The sequence below is a fragment of the Chelonobacter oris genome, assembly GCF_000772535.1.
Classification (GTDB): Bacteria; Pseudomonadota; Gammaproteobacteria; order Enterobacterales; family Pasteurellaceae; genus Chelonobacter; species Chelonobacter oris.
The window spans coordinates 31,993-50,378 of sequence record NZ_JSUM01000019.1; the positions used below are offsets into that span (position 1 = coordinate 31,993).

The following is an 18,386-nucleotide window of genomic DNA, read 5'->3' on the forward strand; positions in this document are numbered from 1 at the left end:
TATAGATTGATTTATGCTTTCTATATTATGTTGTCAGGTAGGTCATAATGAATGTATTCTTAAAATACGGTTCGATTTTTGTTGCGGTTACCGCATTGATTATCGGTTCGAATTCTCTCAACATCAATGCAAGCAACTCCACTGAACACGTTAATAACATTGGCTCTTACACATCGCAAAATTCACCGTTACTGAATGAATTCAACTCCCGTGTTCATTTGCAAGGGCCGGAATACTTTTTAGCCACCGATCAGGAAGATACCAATCTGGTATTACGCTATCAAATCAATATCAACTCACAAAAACCGGTGCATTCGGTCGAATGGCTGACACTCTACACCTATCAAGGGCATATCATTTTCAACAAGGAATTTCAGATTGTGTTCAATTCCGGCATGGATCAACACCAAACCCGCAGTGTTGATTTCGTCTTCCCGATTGAATCCGTCTCACGCAATAACCGAATCTTTTTTCTGTCTCCCAATCCGGAAATTGAAGCGATTACGCTGCCGCAGAGTATCCAGTATCTGGACGGCGGCCGCTTGGAAGTTCCGTATTAACTCGCCGGGGTGATTAAAAACACAAAAGTGCGGTCGACATCATGCCGAACCGCACTTTTCTTTTCCCAAACAGCTAAAAAAACTATTCTGCCGTTTTATCTTTCACGACTGTCGTTGCCGCATTATGCGCCACCGAAGCAATGCCTTTTTTCGCCGCCTCTTCCGAGCTGTAATACTGGCTGCGCCCGATTTCCTGATGGTTTTTCGCTTTTAAAACAAAATACGGCTTTTCGTTTTTTGCTACACGAATTTCATAAGCACCTTCATCGGCACCGTTTTTTTGTACTGAAGCGATACCGTTTTCTGCCGCCGCACGGGTTTTGTAAAGTTCACTGGTCAAAATCACCTGACTGTTGGCCGCTTTCAGATTAAACATAAACTGTCCGTCTTTCGCTACTCTTAATTCATACCAACCTTGTGCCATTTCACTCTCCTTGATGTTGATTAACTCCGTCTGCTTAATTTAAGCGGTTTATTTTCATAACAGACCGCTTCCGTTTAGAATAAATTTTTTCCAATTAATTTCAATGCTTTTATAACGGAAAACGTGCCTGGATCACAAATGTTTCTTGCTGAAAGTGCGGTTCTTGCCTATCATGCCGTCCAACCACAACATTTACCTGAAAAAGAGTATATTATGACCCAACAAACCTATATCACCGGCAAAGACGCGGCATTGGAAGACAGTATCCGCCGTTTTCAAGAGAAATTGATCGGCTTAGGATTCAATATTGAAGAAACCTCATGGCTGAATCCGGTGCCGAATGTCTGGTCGGTGCATATCCGCGACAAAGACTGCCCGCAATGTTTCACCAACGGTAAAGGCGCCAGCAAAAAAGCGGCACTGGCATCCGCGTTGGGCGAATATTTCGAACGCCTCTCAACCAACTATTTCTTTGCCGATTTTTTTCTGGGCGAATCCGTCGCCAACGGCGAATTTGTCCATTATCCTAATGAAAAATGGTTTGCAATCGAAGATGATGAAGATAGCCTGCCGGACGGCATTCTGGACGAGTATTTACACGGCTATTACAATCCGCATGGCGAATTAACGCCGTTACAACTGGTGGATTTACAATCCGGCAATGCCGAACGCGGCATCGTTGCCCTGCCCTATATTCGCCAGCGCGATCAACACACCGTCTATATCCCGCAAAGCATTATCGCCAATTTATATGTTTCCAACGGTATGTCCGCCGGCAACAGCGAAAATGAAGCCAGAGTACAAGGTTTGTCGGAAGTCTTCGAACGTTATGTGAAAAACAAAATTATTGCACAAGCGATCAGCCTGCCCGAAATCCCAAGTGCGGTCCTCAACCGCTATCCGCATATTCAGGAAGCCATCGCCGCACTGGAAAAAGAGGGTTTCCCGATTTTGGCTTACGATGCCTCGCTGGGCGGCAAATATCCGGTAATTTGCGTGATTTTGCTGAATCCGAGTAACGGCACCTGCTTTGCCTCTTTCGGTGCGCACCCGAATTTCAAAGTCGCCTTGGAACGCACCGTCACCGAACTGTTGCAAGGCCGCAGCCTAAAAGATTTGGACGTTTTCACGCCGCCCTCCTTCGACAATGACGATGTGGCGGAGCATGCCAACCTGGAAACCCATTTTATTGATTCCAGCGGCCTGATTTCGTGGGATTTATTCAAACAACAAAGTGACTACCCTTTTGTCGATTGGGATTTTTCCGGCACCACTGAACAGGAATTTGCTAATTTGATGTCGATCTTTCATACCGAGCAAAAAGAAGTCTACATCATGGATTATAATCATTTGGGCGTTTATGCCTGCCGGATTATCGTGCCCGGTATGTCGGATATTTACCCAGCCGACGATCTGATTTATGCCAATAACAATATGGGCATGGATTGGCGTGAAATACTATTGGATCTCCCGCACTTTCACCACGATCGCGAAACCTATTTAACATTGTTGGAAGCGTTGGATGAACAAGGAATTGATGATTTCACCCGCGTGCGTGAATTTATCGGCATTGTCGCCCCGCCCAAAAGCGGCTGGCAGACCTTACGTATCGGCGAGCTGAAATCCATGTTGTACCTTGCCTGCGGCGATTGGGAAAATGCGTTGGATTGGGCAAATTGGACAATCGACACCACCTCTTCGGTGTTTAGCGCCGAGCGCAATAACTATTATCACTGTTTGATTCAATCGTTAGAATTGCATTTGGACGACAGTCGCGATCCGGAACAGTATCGGACGGTGTTTAACCGCTTATACGGTGAAAGTGCGGTCAATGCTTGTTGGTCGACCGTCAACGGCGGCAATCCGTTCCATGATTTGCTTGCCGGCGATGAGTCGTTGCAACACTTCACTGCGCACCAAAAACTGCTATCGGCTTATGACAAACTACAACAAGCTAAAGTGCGGTTTTATTGCCGTTAAACGTAGCGATTTCAGATAAACACACAAGGGCGGATTGATCTCTGCCCTTGTCATATGATTGGCGATCCTCAAATCATCGCACATAATACCGCACTTTCAATATCTCTCCGATAAACAAAAACCTCTTGCTGTTGTAAAATCAGACAAGAGGTTTTTTATTACGTTAACGAGAATAAACGATTATTCTACCACTAAAGTCCGGCACGTGTTGGTACCGCCTTCCGCCAATTCATCGCCCTGCGTCAGCAAGACCAAATCGCCGGAGACCAAATAGCCTTTTTCTTTTAACAATTCGATCGCATTGCGTGCGCCTTCGACGGTACGGCTGGCTTCTTCACAATAAACCGGGGTAACGCCGCGATACAATGCCGCCAAATTCAAGGCTTTTTGGTTACGGGACAAGGCAAAAATCGGCAAGCCGGAACTGACACGGGACATTAAAAGTGCGGTACGGCCGGAACTGGTCATCGCAATAATCGCACTCACGCCTTTCAAATGGTTGGCAGCATACATCGCCGACATTGCCACCGACTCTTCGATACTGCTGAATACGGCGTCCATACGGTGGCGAGAGACATTAATGCTCGGCATTTTTTCTGCGCCCAGACACACTTTCGCCATTGATGCGACTGTTTCCGCCGGATATTGACCTGCCGCCGTTTCCGCCGACAACATCACCGCATCGGTTCCGTCCAAGACCGCATTCGCCACGTCCATGACTTCGGCACGGGTCGGCATCGGATTACTGATCATTGATTCCATCATTTGAGTTGCGGTGATCACCACACGATTCAATTTGCGTGAACGACGAATGAGTTTTTTCTGCACGCCGACCAACTCAGGATCACCAATTTCAACGCCTAAGTCGCCACGGGCGACCATGATCACATCGGAGGCCAAAATCACATCGTCCATAGCTTCGTCCGATGCAACCGCTTCGGCACGTTCCACTTTGGCAACGATTTTGGCATTCAAGCCGGCTTCAGTCGCCAATTGACGGGCATAATGCAAATCTGCGCCGTTACGCGGGAAAGACACCGCCAAATAGTCGACACCGATTTTCGCAGCCGTGATGATATCCGCCTTGTCTTTCGGAGTTAAAGCATCGGCCGACAAACCGCCGCCCAATTTGTTGATCCCTTTGTTGTTCGACAGCGGGCCGCCGACAGTGACTTCAGTGAACACTTTATTGCCTTCGCTGGACAACACTTTCAATTGTACACGGCCGTCGTCCAATAACAGGATATCGCCCGGCACAACGTCTTTCGGTAACTCTTTATAGTCCAGACCGACACCGTCCTGATTGCCTTCACCTTTCGGTAAATCGGCATCCAACACAAATTTATCACCGATATTCAGGAAAATTTTCCCGTCCTTAAAGGTAGAAACACGAATCTTCGGCCCTTGCAAGTCGCCCAGAATCGCCACTTGTTTGCCTAATTTTTTCGCAACTTCACGAACTTTATTGGCACGTCCGATATGATCTTCCGGAGTTCCGTGCGAAAAGTTCATACGAACCACATTCGCACCGGCGGCAATAATTTTTTCCAAGTTGTTATCACGGTCCGTTGCCGGCCCCATAGTACAAACAATTTTCGTTCTTCTCAGTCTTCTGGACATGAACATACCCCTAAAAGTATTGGTTATCGGTTACTCAATGTTAATTTAGACCGATTGACAAGCAAATCACGACCAATCGGCAAATTGGCGGTATTATACGCTGAAATTAAATTTAGATCGAGATCACAAACTGGAAATTTTTGTTTTGTTTGCCATTACAAACGGTTATCTTAGTAAGGGAAAATCATGATAAATAATCAGGAGGTTATATGCGAATTTTTATTATGCGTCACGGGGAAGCCGAAATGGCGGCGAAAAGCGATGCGGAACGCAATCTCACCGTCCACGGCATTCGGCAAGCCGAAGAGCAGGGACTTTGGTTGAGCGAAGCCGCCAACCATATCGACAAAGTGATTGTCAGCCCTTATAACCGTGCGCTGCAAAGCTATGACCATCTGGCGGGCAAAACCGAAACCCGCCTGCCGTTGGAAATCGAGACTTGGGAAGCGGTCACACCGTACGGCAACAGCACCATTGTTGTGGATTATTTGGCAACCCTTCATAAAGAAGGCGTAAAAAACGTATTGATTGTTTCTCATTTGCCGTTTGTGGAAGATTTGGTGACCGCACTTTGCGAATCGCCGCAACAAGTCGGCTTCAGTACCGGCACGATCGCCGAAATCGAGTGGGAAGGGGAAGAAGGCGAATTTATTTGCAGCCACCGCCCTGAGATTTAAGCCGATAAAAAACGGGAAGTGTAGGCTTCCCGTTTTGACATATTTTAGCCCAGCAACAGACTATCATCGCTAATTTCTTCACCCCGGGTTTTCTCGAACATATGCAATAAATCCGGCACGTCCATCTTATCGCGAATTTCGCCTTTCACATCAAGCACTACTTGTCCTTGATGCAACATCACGGTTCGTTCGCCGTGATCAAGCGCTTGCCGCATTGAGTGAGTCACCATCATAACCGTCAAATTATTCTCTTTAACGATTCTGTCGGTCAGCTCCATCACAAATGCGGCGGTTTTCGGATCGAGGGCGGCGGTGTGCTCATCGAGCAACAAAATATTCGACGGCTGCAACGATGCCATTAACAGGCTCACCGCTTGCCGCTGTCCGCCGGACAACAAGCCCATGCGATCGGTCAGGCGGTTTTCCAAGCCCAATTTCAGCATCGATAATTTTTCACGAAACAGCTCCCTTGCCGATTTGTCGGTGAAGAAAGCCAAGCCCCGTTTTCTGCCGCGGTTATAGGCTAACGCCATATTTTCTTCAATAGTCAGCCCTTCACACGTGCCGAGCATCGGATCCTGAAAAACACGGGCAACCGATGCCGCGCGTTGCCAAGTGCTGCGGCGGGTGACATCTTTGCCGTTTAAATATACCTTACCGGAATCAACTAAATAATCACCGCAAATCGCATTTAACAACGTCGATTTTCCGGCGCCGTTACTGCCGATAACCGTCACGAATTCGCCGTCGGCAATATCCAACGAAAGCCCGCGCAACACCGGATTTTCAATCGGCGTTCCACGGTTAAAGGTGATTCTCAATTCTTCTAATTTCATCATATCTGTCACGACTTCTTGTTCTTCGCTAAAAATTGACTTTTCATTTGCGGCGCAATCAGCACCAGCACCACCAAAATTGCCGTCACCAGATTCAAATCCTGTGCGCCGAATCCAATTTCACGCAAGGTCTCGCTGCTCAACGCAACGGCGATAAAGAAGCGGTATAAAATCGAGCCGACCACCACCGCCAGCGTAATCACCAGAATCCGTTTCGACGGAATCAGGGTTTCCCCGATGATGACCGCCGCCAAACCGATGACTATCGTACCTACGCCGATTGACATATCAGCGCCGCCCTGTGTCTGCACATACAGCGATCCGCCCAAAGCAATCAACGCATTGGAAATCGCCATACCGAGAAAAATCATTTTTCCGGTCGCGATCCCCTGCGCTTTTGCCATGCGTAAATTTGCGCCGGTCGCCCGCACCGCCAAACCGATTTCAGTATTGAAAAACCAGTCCAGTGCCAATTTCGCCACAATCACAAATCCAAGCACAAACAGCGGCTGAATGTAAAGCTGATTGCTGGCATCTTCATTTACAAACGGCGCATAAATGGTCGGCTCGTTCAGCAACGAAAGATTCGGCGACCCCATCACCCGTAAATTCACCGAATAGAGCGCGATCATCACCAAAATACTGGCAAGCAGCTGTAAGATTTTGAGTGAAACGTGTAACCATGCCGTCACCAACCCTGCCGCCGCACCGGCAAACGCCGCCGCAAAAGTCGCAATCCAGGGATCGACACCGTTGACGATACACACCGCACACACCGCACCGCCAAGCGGAAAACTGCCGTCGGCAGTCAAATCGGGAAAGTCCAAAATACGAAAGGAAATCAGCACGCCCAATGCAACCAAAGCATAAATCAAACCAATCTCTAATGCGCCTAAAAATAATACCGAAGTCATAATAATCAATCTTTAATCGTCAAAACCGCACTTAGTACCGGCAAATCGGTGCAAGTGCGGTATACAAAACAAGGCATAAACGTCTCGCTATACTATCACAGCGATACAGCTTTATGCCTGTATCATTTCGGTCAAACCGGCAGACTGCCTAAAAAGCAGGCAGTTATTGCGCAATCACTTCCTTCGCCGAATCAATCAACGTCTGTGGTACACTCACGCCGAAAGCGCTAGCCGATTTCAGATTCAAATGCAAATCCAACTTGTCCATGGTTTTCACCGGCATATCGCCCGCTTTTTCACCGTCAAGGATTCTTGCCATCATTTTGCCGGTTTCCTCACCCAAGCCATAATAGTTGTTCGACAAGGCGGCTATCGCACCGCGCGCCACGGTCGAGGTATCCGATGCCACCAACGGAATGCCGGAATCCAGTGCCGCTTTATACAACGATTCATAGGCCGAGACCACATTATTGTCGGTTGAGGTGTAAATGACATCGACTCGCCCTTTCAGGCTGCGGGCGGCAGTGCCGATATCGGTGGTGCGCGGCGCCGGCGCTTCGACAACCTCAAAGCCGTTTGTTTTGCCCGCTTCTTGCAACTGTTTCAATACCACAACCGAATTCACCTCGCCGCTACTGTAAACATAGCCGATTTTTTTCACATTCGGGATCAACTGTTTGATCAGATCGATTTGCGGCTGGATCAACAGTGTATCGGAAGCACCGGTCACATTGGTGCCGGAAGCGCCCCAATCTTTCACCAGCTTGGCCGCCACCGGATCGGAGATGGCTGAAAATACCACCGGAATAGTACGGGTTGCCGCCACAACCGATTGCGCACTCGGCGTACCGATAGCTAAAATGACGTCCGGCTTATCCCCGACAAATTTACGGGCGATCTGTGCCGCCGTTGCAGTATTGCCCTGTGCGCTTTGAAAATCTACTTTCAGATTCTTACCCGGTTCATAACCGGCTTTTTTCAGCTCTGCCAATGCCCCGTCACGCACCGCATCTAATGCCGGATGTTCTACAATGGCGGTAATCGCCACATTTTTCACCTCGTTTGCTACGGCACTGCCGCAGATCAAAACCGCACTGAATACCGACCACCAGATTGTTTTCATTGTTTTTCCTGTTTTCATGCTTCACTCCTTGTAAGACACCATTATCTGACTACTAAAGATAATCAAGCCTTGTAATAAAAGCAATACATTCGTAACAAAAACTATCCACTTATAAGTCATTAATCCCGTCAGTGGCAGCACAACAAAAATAGGCGCACAAAAAACCGCACTCATCAGCAAGACAAGTGCGGTTTCAAAAAGACATTAAGCATATTTAAGGTTGAGTCAATTTTGTCGCCTTCTCCAACAATGCCTGTGGAATCTCAACCCCTTGCAATGCCGCCGCTTGCGGATTCAAATACAAATCCTGATCCGGCATACGGATGGTATCCAGATCGGCAACTTTCGCACCGCGCAATACCTCAGCCGCCATTTTGCCGGTTTCAACGCCGACATGATATTGGTTGGTCGCCAAAGCGGCGATAGCGCCCCGCTCCACCGAACCAAAATCCGCCGCAACCAACGGAATTTTATTTTCGACGGCAACTTTATACAGCGCATCATAAGCCGAAACCACATTGTTATCGGTGGAGGTGTAAATCACCTGCACTTTGCCGATTAAACTGCGTGCTGCCGTACTGATGTCGATGGTGCGCTGCGCCGGTACGGCAATGACTTTAAGCCCCTGTTTTTCAGCCGCAGCTTGCAGCATATCGAGTACGGCAACCGAATTCACTTCGCCCGGGCTATAAACATAACCGATGGCTTTCACCGTCGGCACCAATGCCTGAATCAATTCCACTTGCGGTTCCAGCGGAATTTGATCGGAAATTCCCGCAACATTGCCGGCATTTTTGCCCCACTGTTTCACTAGCTTGGCACTGATCGGATCAGTAATCGCACTGAAAATCACCGGAATCTGACGGGTTGCGGCGGCAACCGGTTGTGCGCTTGGGGTGGTAATCGGAATAATCACCGCCGGCTTATCGCCGACAAATTTACGGGCAATCTGTGCCGCCGTTGCCGAACTGCCCTGTGCATTTTGATAATCAATTTTAATCGTTTCACCGTCGACAAATCCCTCTTTTGCCAACTGTTCAATAATCCCTTTGCGGATTTCTTCCAAGGCAGGGTGTTCAACGATTGTCGTAATCGCAACTTTTTGTTGGGATTCTGCCGCTTGCGCAGCCGTGAAAAAAAGTAACCCGCCAAGTGCGGTTGTCAGTAGGGTTTTGACTAATTTCATTTTTTTTGTCCTGTTGATGTTGTACTATCATACTAGTGCATAGTATGCCGTGATTATCATTGAATATCAAACCCAGTTTCACTTTTTTTCGTGAGAACGCTCACACAATTTCCCTGCTTGCACAAAAAATAGCAACAGGATAAAATCGCCGCTCGATTTATACCGCACTTTGCTTTGCCGCTTATCGCACAGGCAAACAGGTATAACCTGACCTGACATCAGACAAGAGAAACATCATGACCCAAACGAATTTCAAACCGGAGCTGCTCTCTCCTGCCGGCTCACTCAAAAACATGCGCTATGCCTTTGCTTACGGTGCCGATGCGGTCTATGCCGGACAGCCTCGCTACAGCCTGCGGGTGCGCAATAACGAATTTAACCATGCCAACCTGAAAATCGGCATCGACGAAGCCCACGCTTTGGGCAAAAAGTTTTATGTGGTGGTCAATATTGCGCCGCATAATTCCAAACTGAAAACCTTTATCCGCGATCTGCAACCGGTTATCGACATGAAACCCGATGCGCTGATTATGTCCGACCCGGGATTGATTATGCTGGTGCGTGAAAATTTTCCGCACATGGATATTCATCTTTCCGTGCAAGCCAATGCCGTCAACTGGGCGAGCGTTAAATTCTGGCAGCAAATGGGCTTGACCCGTGTGATTTTATCCCGTGAATTGTCACTGGACGAAATCGCCGAAATCCGCCGACAAGTACCTGAAATCGAACTGGAAATTTTCGTACACGGCGCATTGTGCATGGCCTATTCCGGTCGTTGCCTGCTGTCGGGCTATATCAACAAACGCGATCCGAATCAGGGAACCTGCACCAATGCTTGCCGCTGGGAATACAACGTCAAGGAAGGGGAAGAAGACGCCATCGGCAATATTATCAATCCTGAGCAAATGATTGACGTCAAAAACGTTGCGCCGACACTCGGCGAAGGCAAACCGAGCGATAAAGTCTTCCTACTGACCGAATCACAACGCCCTGACGAAGAAATGACGGCATTTGAAGACGAACACGGCACCTATATCATGAATTCCAAAGATTTAAGAGCGGTACAACACGTTGAAAAACTGACCGCACTTGGCGTGCATTCGTTAAAAATAGAGGGGCGCACCAAATCGTTCTACTATTGTGCGCGAACAGCCCAAGTTTACCGTAAAGCGATTGACGATGCCGCTGCCGGCAAGCCGTTTGACGAATCCTTGATGGATACGCTCGAATCGTTGGCGCATCGCGGCTATACCGAAGGTTTTCTGCGCCGCCATACCCATGACGAATACCAAAACTACGACTACGGCTACTCTATTTCCGAACGCCAACAGTTTGTCGGCGAATTCACCGGCATCCGCAAAAACGGCATGGCGGAAGTTGCGGTGAAAAACAAATTTCTGCTCGGCGATGACGTGGAATTAATGACGCCGAAAGGCAATATCGTCTTTAAGATTGAGAAAATGTTAAATCGCAAAAATGAAACGGTTGATGTTGCGCCGGGCGACGGTCATTTTGTCTTTTTGAGCGTTCCTGACGACATTGAACTGAATTATGCGCTGTTAATGCGTAACCTTGCGGGCGGCACCACACGCAATCCGCATAATAAATAAACACCAAATTTAACAAAATATTTCACTTTTGTTATTGATTTGTGAAATTAGTTAGGTATAATTACGCCATACCCTAAAAAAGTATGACTCCAAATATAGTTTGCCCTTTCTTGTAAAGGGCTTTTTTTTGTCCGGATTTTGCTCTGAATACAGCCGCCGACATCAAAGTGCGGTTTCACCATATGTTACAAAAACAGCGAAAACACGATCGCCAACAAGGGGGCGAAGATAAAATTGGCAACTCTGATTTTAGTAATTTTCAGCATATTCAATGCAATGGCTAAGATCAACAAGCCGCCGACACAGCTCATTTCGGTGATCGCCTGCTCGGACAGATACGGACTGATCAGGCTGGCGCTAAGCACAATCACGCCCTGATAAATCACAATCGACACCGCCGAAAACGCCACACCGATGCCCATCGTCGAAGCAAACGCAATCGACACCATGCCGTCGATCACCGCTTTGGCATATAATGTTTCATGATTGTCCGCCAAACCGCTCTCCAGTGATCCGACCAATCCCATGGCCCCCACACAGAACAGCAGCGAAGCATTGACAAACCCTTCGGCAATCGCCAACTGTCTGCCGCCACGATTCACTTTCGCCTGCACCCAGTCGCCAAGTGCGGTTAGTTTACTGTCGATTTTCAATGCTTCGCCGATAATCGCCCCGCATACAATCGACAAGACGATAATAAAAATATTGCCGCCTGCGATTAAATTCTGCACCGCCACATACAGCACGCACAAGCCCAAACCTTGTAACACACTGTCGATAATATGCTGTTTGGCACGGGCGGCAAGCAGACTGCCGATAATGCCGCCGAGAATCACTAACACGGCATTGACCAATACACCGGATAAAATCATGTTTCGCCTTTTGGTTATCGTTATAATTGTTGGTAGACTTTTAATGCATAGGCATCGGACATGCCGGCGATATAGTCGCAAATAACCCGTTTTTTATCCCGATCTGCCGCCGCCTGCCAACGTTTTACCGTATTCGGCGGCAACAACCGTTGCGGATCGGATTCAAAAATTCGGAACAGTTCCGACAAAATCCGTTGTCCCTTATATTCGATCCGCTGCGTATCCACATGGCAAATTACATACTGCCAGACAAATTTCTTGAAAATCCCCAACACCTCCACCACTTCCGGCGGCAGTTCCGCATTGTAACGTAATAACGGCTCCTGTAGTGTTTCATTGATTTTCCAACGGGCGGCGGTGATAAAATAGTTGACCAACGCCCCAATCGCATTTTTACGTTGGTAATGATGTTCTGAAAACAGCTTTTCACTCAATTCATCAATATTTTTCTGAATCCACGCCGAACGGCAGGCACTTAGTTCACGCTGCGCTTGTTGCCATTGTTGCAGATTGACCACACCGACTACAATCGCATCTTCCAGATCATGCACCGCATATGCAATATCGTCCGCCAACTCCATTATGCTGCAATCTATTGACTTATAAATTGTTTTCAGGCTATCTTGCGCTGAAGAACGCCCGTTTTGATAACGGCGGAACGCTTGCCGATCTTCCGCCGTTAACGGTTTTAATAACCAATCGAATACCGCCAGATCATCACGAAACAGCCCTTTGCCCGGCTTCCAATGCCGCATATTGACATAACGCGGATCGGTCAAGTGCGGTTGCAGACCGCACTTATCATATTGCGGCGAGGCTTCATCCAAAATCGCCGGATATTTCACCACACCCAAAATGGCACGACGGGTCAGGTTCATACCGGCTTTTTCAGTATACGGCTCTAATTTCGTGATCAGGCGGAATGTTTGCGCATTGCCTTCAAATCCGCCGGCCTGCGACATCATATAATTCAGCGCCACCTCACCCCCGTGTCCGAAAGGCGGATGCCCGATATCATGGGCAAAACACAGTGTTTCAATCAAACTGATCGGCGGCAACAGCGGTTTCAATTTTCTTTGCAGTTCGCTTTCTGCGATATTCAGCTGCGCGGATAACGCTTGGAAAGGCTCGTTTAATCCGAGCTGTGCCGCCAGACTGCTGCCGATTTGCGCCACCTCCAGCGAGTGAGTCAGCCGAGTGCGGTAGAAATCATTTTCCCCGACCGCATGAATTTGGGTTTTTGCCTGTAAACAGCGAAATGCCGCCGAATGCAAGATCCTGCCGCGATCGCGCTGAAACGGAGAACGATGATCATGTTCACGTTTCGGATCATCGATATAACGTTGTTTCCATTCTTTTTTGATTGTTATTGCCATAGCCGCCCCTGACCGCACTTTGCCGTTACAATGTCAATTCGTCCAATGCCCGCCCGAAACTCGGCACAAACACCGTTAAAAAATACTGCATTTCTTCACTTTGCCATTCGTCCAGAAGTGTTTCCAGCCGTTTCAATGCCGGGATAAATTCCTGATTGCCGTGTTCCAATTCCATTCTGGCTTTGATATAAGCGCAAATCAAATCCGCCTGTTTGACCAAATGCTTATCCTCACGGCTGATCAATTCCGCACACAATAACGGCGCAAACTGTGGCTGCAACGCCTGCGGCAATAAACGCAGCAGATGCTTTTCCGCTTCGACTTCAATCTGTTTATAAGCTTGTGTGATTTGCGGATTAAAATATTTTACCGGTGTCGGCAGATCACCGGTGAAAATTTCACTGCTGTCGTGATACATCGCAATCAATGCAATCCGCTCCGGATTGACGCTTCCGTTAAAAAACGTATTTTTAATCAGCGCCAACGCATGGGCGACAAACGCCACCTGCAAACTGTGTTCCGCCAGATTTTCTTTATCGATATTTCGCATTAACGACCAACGCTGAATCAGCTTCAGGCGATCCAAACAGGCAAAAAAGTGGCTGGGTTGAATATCTAACATAAAATTGACCACCTTATTTTCATATCAAAATAAAAATCTCTCCATTTCTGATATGGTAAGCGGAATTAAGGCTTAGATACAGAAAAAAGAGAGATTTTTTTATTTTAATCTAGGTTTGTTTATTAATTCGGCTGATTACCGTAAACAATAATTTCTACACGGCGGTTCGGCAGATTACAAGCCGTTCTGGCTGCAACACTTTTAGGATGTTCGGCTTGGCAGTTTGGTACGACCAAATCTTTTTCGCCGTATCCTACAGCCGTCATCGAAAATGTGATATTTTCATTTACCAATACCTCACGAATTGCATCGGCACGTCGCTTGGATAATGTTTGGTTATAAACAGGAGAACCGGCCGGATCAGTATACCCATTAATTTCAATTTTACTGATCGTCTGTTTGGTCATTCCTTTAATTTTATCGGCAAATTCTTGTATATTGCGTTTGCCTTCCGGCAGCACATCGTTGTAGTTATATTTGTTTAATGGAAAAGTAGCATTTGCATTCAGTAATTTCGCATCCAAAATATAGTCGGTTTGGTTGCAAGCTGTCGGCAAAACACGAGAAAGGGTTTGCGACTGCATTTGCAATGCTTTCACTTCTTCAAAGCCTATTTCCGGATCAACTTGTTCAAACATCGGCAAACCGTCACGTTTTGACTGCTTGATTTTGATATAAGTGACTTGCTGGCTCGGGGTCACAAATTTGATACCTTGAGTGCGGTTACCGGCTCCCGTATTTGTACTGAAAGAGGTTGTGATTAAATTGCGATCCGCACAAAGAATAATCGGACTAAAGCCGTTTTCTAATAATGATGTTTGGTAATCGCCGTTGACATATACATTAACTGCCGGACCGTGTACACTGGAATCACGATAAAAGACGACTAAACCTTGATTCACCGCCAGATTCTCTGTGCTGACTGTTGCCGGGATATAATTTTGCCATGTCTCCAACGGCCTGCCGGAATCAGGCAAAGAACAAGCACTTAAGCTAAATACTGTAGCCAATAATATCATTTGTTTTTTCATCAGATTTCCTTTTTGGAGTTTCAGCAGAGCTGAATAATAAATAATTAAATAAACCGGTGTTCTTATATCATAATTATTAAATTTACTCAATTGCAATTTAAATTACAAAATAAAAAATATAAAAATTTGCCAATTAAAATTTTCAGGAATTCAATTTAATTTACTGAATGGCATAAACCGTTACCTCAACCCGACGATTCGATTGATCGCAAGCTTCTTTCATTTTAATATTATTCGAATTAATATCATTCGAATTTCCGGCTGCACAGCTTTGGGACAGTGACTGCTGTGAACTGTATCCGGTCACTTCCATCGGAAATTGCACGCCTTCACGCTGCAAAAAATTCAATACTGTCTTTGCCCGCTCTGCCGATAACTTCATGCTGGTGGCAACACTTTCTCCCGGCGCACTGTGCCCGCTGATCACAATATGGCTGATACGGCGCGGATCCAACCGTTTGAGATCACTTGCCAAATCATGCATTTCTTTTTTCCCCGCTTCCAGCATACCATTCAAATCCGCTCTGCCATTTTGAAACAACGCTTTTGCAGAGAGTGCAAAATTTTGCAGCACAATTTTTTCCCGACATTCGCCCGCTGAAGCGACCCTTGATAAAGTCTGTTTTTGCGGCGGCATACGTTGAACCGCACTTTTGCCCGTTACGGCATCGACCCGTTCAAATTCAGGCTCTCCGTTACTGCCGCTGACGACTTTGATAAAACTGCTCTGCTTGGACGGAACGGTAAAATAGACGCCTTGACTTTTATCGGCAAAATTTGTCGCACGACTAAATGCCGTGCTGAAAAAATGTGTTTGTGCGCACAGCACAACAGCTTTATAGTGTTCAGGCAATAAAGAGGTGTGATAATTACCGTCCACATAAATATTTACTGCCGGCCCATTGATTGCAGTCGCTTCGCGATAGAAAATGACCTGTGATTGATGTCTGTCCAATTCTTCTGCATCAAAAAATGTCGAAGTATCCGTCAGCCAACGATTAAAAAGTGAGGTTTGCCGTATTCCCGTCGCGCCGACGCTAAACGATACCGCCATGATCACCATCGTCATGATTTTTTTCATATAAACCTAGCTTTTATTGTATATTCAATAAGATAAATCTAGAACTCCCTTCCCGGATTTTATGTTTTTATTGTTTAATTGCCAATTAAAATCGTATTTTCATCCATGAACAACCGTGCTTAAAACCCTAGCCTGTTATGACAAAAAAAGCCCTGCCGTGAAGCAGGGCTTTGATTCGGATAAAACTTAGCCGATAAATTCAACGTACTTCGTCAGCACTGTATCAAGGGTTTCACCGGACGACAACCCGTTGACAGTGATGCTATAAGCCGCATTATCATCTTTGCCGGTGAAGCTGAGCGTATGGGTGGCATCATCCCACTTGGCATCTAACGCTTTCAGCTCATTGGCATCGACAAGGTCAGAAAATACCAACTTATCTTCGCTTGCAGAGAAGTCGGTAATCGTATCTTCACCATTTTTACTGTCTGTTTGGAATACAAACCGATCGGCGCCGGCACCACCTGTCAATGTATCGTTACCCGCGCCGCTGATCAGGATATTGTCACCGCCGTCTCCACTAATGATGTTACTGCTGACAAGCTTGAATGCCGCCATGGCTTGATCGCCGTCATTATCAATCAATGTATAGCTGAATTCCTCGGTTACGTCGGATTTTTCGGTAGTATAGCTGTATACGCCGTCATCCATGTCAATAGTGAAAGTACCGTTATCCGTTGTAATCTTCCATTCATGGTCTGCAACATCCCAAGTTCCGTTAGAAGTACTGCCGGAAACCGTGCCATTGAATAAATAGTCCACATCGCCATAAGAGATTTTAGAAATATATCCGCCATCTGCGCCAAACCCAATGGTCTCACCGATTAGCAATGTTCCTTCCGCCGTACCGACCATGTCAATAGATATAGCATCACCTAAAGCAGTCGGCTCGGTAAAGACTCCACTTGTATCCGTTTGGGTTGCTCCGTCATATGCAATTCTGTCAAGCCATGTTTTGGCAGCCGCTTGTTGGCTAGTCGGCACGCCCACACCATATGCTTCGGCATTAATTTTATTATTTGTCAAAAACGGCTTCCAGTCGGAACGTCCGGTTCCTTCCAATGAAGTTCTCAGCCAATTAGGTACTCCTGTTGGCGCACCATCAGAGATAAAGAACAGCTCATTCTTGGTGATATCCGTATTCAGCTTACCATTATATTGCCATACAGCTTGCGCCCCCTGAGCACCAAATAGCGCTTCATGGTAGAAAGTACTACCGCCATACGATGTATTTTTATTGGTAATCACATTACTGTTTTGAACCAGATTAATCACACTATCCGCATCAGCCCAAGTAGAGAAATGGCTTTCTGCAATACGACCGAAAGTAATCAAAGTCACTTTCACATCACCCATTGTTTGGTACTGATTCAACAGATTTACAATCGCTTCTTTAGTCGCCGCCACTTGCTCATTGGACATTGATGTAGTCACGTCCACCACAAACATCACATTGGTATCCTGTGCCGCACCGCCATTGCCGGAATAACTCAATCCCTGTGTAATATTCTCCGCATTCGGAGTGTCGTCTTCGATACTGATAGAGAGATTCTCACTCAGTTTGACACCGCCGACAGTGTCGGTCGCCGTCACTTTCAACGCAGTAGAAACAACATCTTCTTTAGTCATATCAGGATGCTTCACCGCCTGCAACAAGGTAACACTATATTCACCACTGTCATTAATACCGGCTTTGATAACATCTACTTGCTGACCATTTTCTATCGCACGCCCAACAACATTTTCTGCATCTACCTGTACCCAAGTCACAGCTGCGCCGCTATTTGTGGTCAAGCCTGAATTGGCACTATCGAACGACAAGCTGAAATCTACAGCGGCAAAATTGTCAAAGGTCATTGTACCGGTAACATTAGCAGCATCAGTCGTATCGTCTACGCCGTCACTGTCTTTCAAACCATTTACCAAGCCTTCTTCCGATACATTCACGGTTTCAGGTGATAATGTCGGCTCAACGATAGCGTACTCTCTTTCAGCCGTCACTGTGTTTGAGTTACCGGCATTATCGTGCACAACAGCAGAACCTTCAATTTTCACATCAGGATCTTTATACAAATCAGCACCCGGTACGTTAATTGAAAATTCTCCTGCGGCATTTACCGCACCTGTGAATGATTTACCGTTCACAACCAAAGTAACTTCATCACCGGCAGTAAATTCCCCTGTAATTTTTCCTGTTACCGGAATGTCCGAACCCGCCTCAGAGAGATTGATTCGATTATCTTCCGTTACCGGATTAATAACCAATGTTGCATTAGGTGCAGTGCTGTCAACGGTGCTGGTATCACTGCCTTCCTCACCGGTATTGCCTGCGGTGTCAGTCACCGTCGCTACCACTTTCAGTTCACCGTCTGTCGGTACGCTGTCTTTTGGTACGGTGATGGTTACGCCGTTATCAATATCATCTTGCTTCAAGACGATCTCCTGATCTACTGTACCGTCGCCGTTGTAATCAA

The 18,386-nt window shown here is 46.8% G+C and carries 16 protein-coding genes; 4 read left to right on the forward strand and 12 right to left on the reverse strand.

Annotation, left to right across the window (positions count from 1 at the left end):
- The first annotated feature begins 47 nt into the window (after positions 1-47).
- Entirely contained in the window at positions 48-560 is a 513-nt protein-coding gene (locus OA57_RS11305) for a hypothetical protein (RefSeq protein WP_034617943.1), read from the forward strand.
- Positions 561-642: 82 nt separating this feature from the next.
- Here OA57_RS11305 and OA57_RS11310 read toward each other — a convergent pair whose 3' ends face one another.
- Positions 643-984: a YegP family protein gene (locus OA57_RS11310; protein WP_034617946.1), complete on the reverse strand. Its 342-nt coding sequence runs from the start codon at positions 982-984 to the stop codon at positions 643-645.
- A gap of 213 nt (positions 985-1,197) precedes the next feature.
- Here OA57_RS11310 and ycaO point away from each other — a divergent pair, with 213 nt between their 5' ends.
- Positions 1,198-2,964 carry a 30S ribosomal protein S12 methylthiotransferase accessory factor YcaO gene (gene ycaO, locus OA57_RS11315; protein WP_034617980.1) on the forward strand — a complete coding sequence of 589 codons (1,767 nt, stop codon included), beginning with the start codon at positions 1,198-1,200 and terminating at the stop codon, positions 2,962-2,964.
- A 180-nt stretch (positions 2,965-3,144) separates the two neighbouring features.
- Here ycaO and pyk read toward each other — a convergent pair whose 3' ends face one another.
- Entirely contained in the window at positions 3,145-4,584 is a 1,440-nt protein-coding gene (gene pyk, locus OA57_RS11320; protein WP_084589929.1) for a pyruvate kinase, read from the reverse strand.
- 209 nt (positions 4,585-4,793) lie between these two features.
- Here pyk and sixA point away from each other — a divergent pair, with 209 nt between their 5' ends.
- Positions 4,794-5,261, forward strand: a complete 468-nt coding sequence (sixA, locus tag OA57_RS11325) for a phosphohistidine phosphatase SixA (protein WP_034617953.1) — start codon at positions 4,794-4,796, stop codon at positions 5,259-5,261.
- A 44-nt stretch (positions 5,262-5,305) separates the two neighbouring features.
- Here sixA and OA57_RS11330 read toward each other — a convergent pair whose 3' ends face one another.
- The 4 genes from OA57_RS11330 to OA57_RS11345 form a co-directional block, all read right to left on the reverse strand.
- A complete protein-coding gene (locus OA57_RS11330; protein ID WP_034617955.1) occupies positions 5,306-6,100 on the reverse strand; it encodes an ABC transporter ATP-binding protein in 795 nt (264 codons plus the stop codon).
- Positions 6,101-6,105: 5 nt separating this feature from the next.
- On the reverse strand, positions 6,106-7,011 hold the full coding sequence (locus OA57_RS11335; RefSeq protein WP_034617957.1) for an ABC transporter permease: 906 nt from the start codon (positions 7,009-7,011) through the stop codon (positions 6,106-6,108).
- Between the two features lie 163 nt (positions 7,012-7,174).
- A complete protein-coding gene (locus OA57_RS11340) occupies positions 7,175-8,152 on the reverse strand; it encodes an ABC transporter substrate-binding protein (RefSeq protein ID WP_326979608.1) in 978 nt (325 codons plus the stop codon).
- Positions 8,153-8,348: 196 nt separating this feature from the next.
- Complete coding sequence (locus tag OA57_RS11345) at positions 8,349-9,320, reverse strand: ABC transporter substrate-binding protein (RefSeq protein WP_034617959.1); 972 nt, start codon at positions 9,318-9,320, stop codon at positions 8,349-8,351.
- 236 nt (positions 9,321-9,556) lie between these two features.
- Between OA57_RS11345 and trhP the strand changes: the two genes are divergently transcribed.
- Entirely contained in the window at positions 9,557-10,930 is a 1,374-nt protein-coding gene (gene trhP, locus OA57_RS11350) for a prephenate-dependent tRNA uridine(34) hydroxylase TrhP (RefSeq protein WP_034617961.1), read from the forward strand.
- Positions 10,931-11,115: 185 nt separating this feature from the next.
- On the opposite strand, the gene OA57_RS11355 is transcribed toward trhP, so the two are convergent.
- The 6 genes from OA57_RS11355 to OA57_RS11380 all read right to left on the reverse strand — a co-directional run.
- Complete coding sequence (locus tag OA57_RS11355; protein ID WP_034617963.1) at positions 11,116-11,802, reverse strand: DUF554 domain-containing protein; 687 nt, start codon at positions 11,800-11,802, stop codon at positions 11,116-11,118.
- Positions 11,803-11,822: 20 nt separating this feature from the next.
- Positions 11,823-13,178 (reverse strand): anti-phage deoxyguanosine triphosphatase, encoded by a 1,356-nt coding sequence (locus tag OA57_RS11360; protein WP_034617965.1) that lies wholly within the window; start codon positions 13,176-13,178, stop codon positions 11,823-11,825.
- Positions 13,179-13,203: 25 nt separating this feature from the next.
- A complete protein-coding gene (gene yfbR, locus OA57_RS11365) occupies positions 13,204-13,800 on the reverse strand; it encodes a 5'-deoxynucleotidase (RefSeq protein WP_034617967.1) in 597 nt (198 codons plus the stop codon).
- Positions 13,801-13,922: 122 nt separating this feature from the next.
- Positions 13,923-14,831 (reverse strand): OmpA family protein, encoded by a 909-nt coding sequence (locus tag OA57_RS11370; RefSeq protein WP_034617969.1) that lies wholly within the window; start codon positions 14,829-14,831, stop codon positions 13,923-13,925.
- Between the two features lie 160 nt (positions 14,832-14,991).
- Positions 14,992-15,912, reverse strand: coding sequence for an OmpA family protein (locus OA57_RS11375; protein WP_034617971.1), 921 nt, complete (start codon positions 15,910-15,912; stop codon positions 14,992-14,994).
- 186 nt (positions 15,913-16,098) lie between these two features.
- Positions 16,099-18,386 (reverse strand): Ig-like domain-containing protein (locus OA57_RS11380; protein ID WP_152596754.1); only part of this gene is annotated, 2,288 nt, incomplete at its 5' end.

Coding starts and splice junctions, on each gene's coding strand:
- OA57_RS11340 (WP_326979608.1), bottom strand. CDS start 8,152: ATGAAAACAGGAAAAACAATGAAAACAATCTGGTGGTCGGTATTCAGT.
- OA57_RS11330 (WP_034617955.1), bottom strand. CDS start 6,100: ATGATGAAATTAGAAGAATTGAGAATCACCTTTAACCGTGGAACGCCG.
- OA57_RS11310 (WP_034617946.1), bottom strand. CDS start 984: ATGGCACAAGGTTGGTATGAATTAAGAGTAGCGAAAGACGGACAGTTT.
- OA57_RS11305 (WP_034617943.1), top strand. CDS start 48: ATGAATGTATTCTTAAAATACGGTTCGATTTTTGTTGCGGTTACCGCA.
- OA57_RS11335 (WP_034617957.1), bottom strand. CDS start 7,011: ATGACTTCGGTATTATTTTTAGGCGCATTAGAGATTGGTTTGATTTAT.
- pyk (WP_084589929.1), bottom strand. CDS start 4,584: ATGTCCAGAAGACTGAGAAGAACGAAAATTGTTTGTACTATGGGGCCG.
- OA57_RS11360 (WP_034617965.1), bottom strand. CDS start 13,178: ATGGCAATAACAATCAAAAAAGAATGGAAACAACGTTATATCGATGAT.
- OA57_RS11375 (WP_034617971.1), bottom strand. CDS start 15,912: ATGAAAAAAATCATGACGATGGTGATCATGGCGGTATCGTTTAGCGTC.
- OA57_RS11370 (WP_034617969.1), bottom strand. CDS start 14,831: ATGAAAAAACAAATGATATTATTGGCTACAGTATTTAGCTTAAGTGCT.
- sixA (WP_034617953.1), top strand. CDS start 4,794: ATGCGAATTTTTATTATGCGTCACGGGGAAGCCGAAATGGCGGCGAAA.
- trhP (WP_034617961.1), top strand. CDS start 9,557: ATGACCCAAACGAATTTCAAACCGGAGCTGCTCTCTCCTGCCGGCTCA.
- OA57_RS11355 (WP_034617963.1), bottom strand. CDS start 11,802: ATGATTTTATCCGGTGTATTGGTCAATGCCGTGTTAGTGATTCTCGGC.
- yfbR (WP_034617967.1), bottom strand. CDS start 13,800: ATGTTAGATATTCAACCCAGCCACTTTTTTGCCTGTTTGGATCGCCTG.
- OA57_RS11345 (WP_034617959.1), bottom strand. CDS start 9,320: ATGAAATTAGTCAAAACCCTACTGACAACCGCACTTGGCGGGTTACTT.
- ycaO (WP_034617980.1), top strand. CDS start 1,198: ATGACCCAACAAACCTATATCACCGGCAAAGACGCGGCATTGGAAGAC.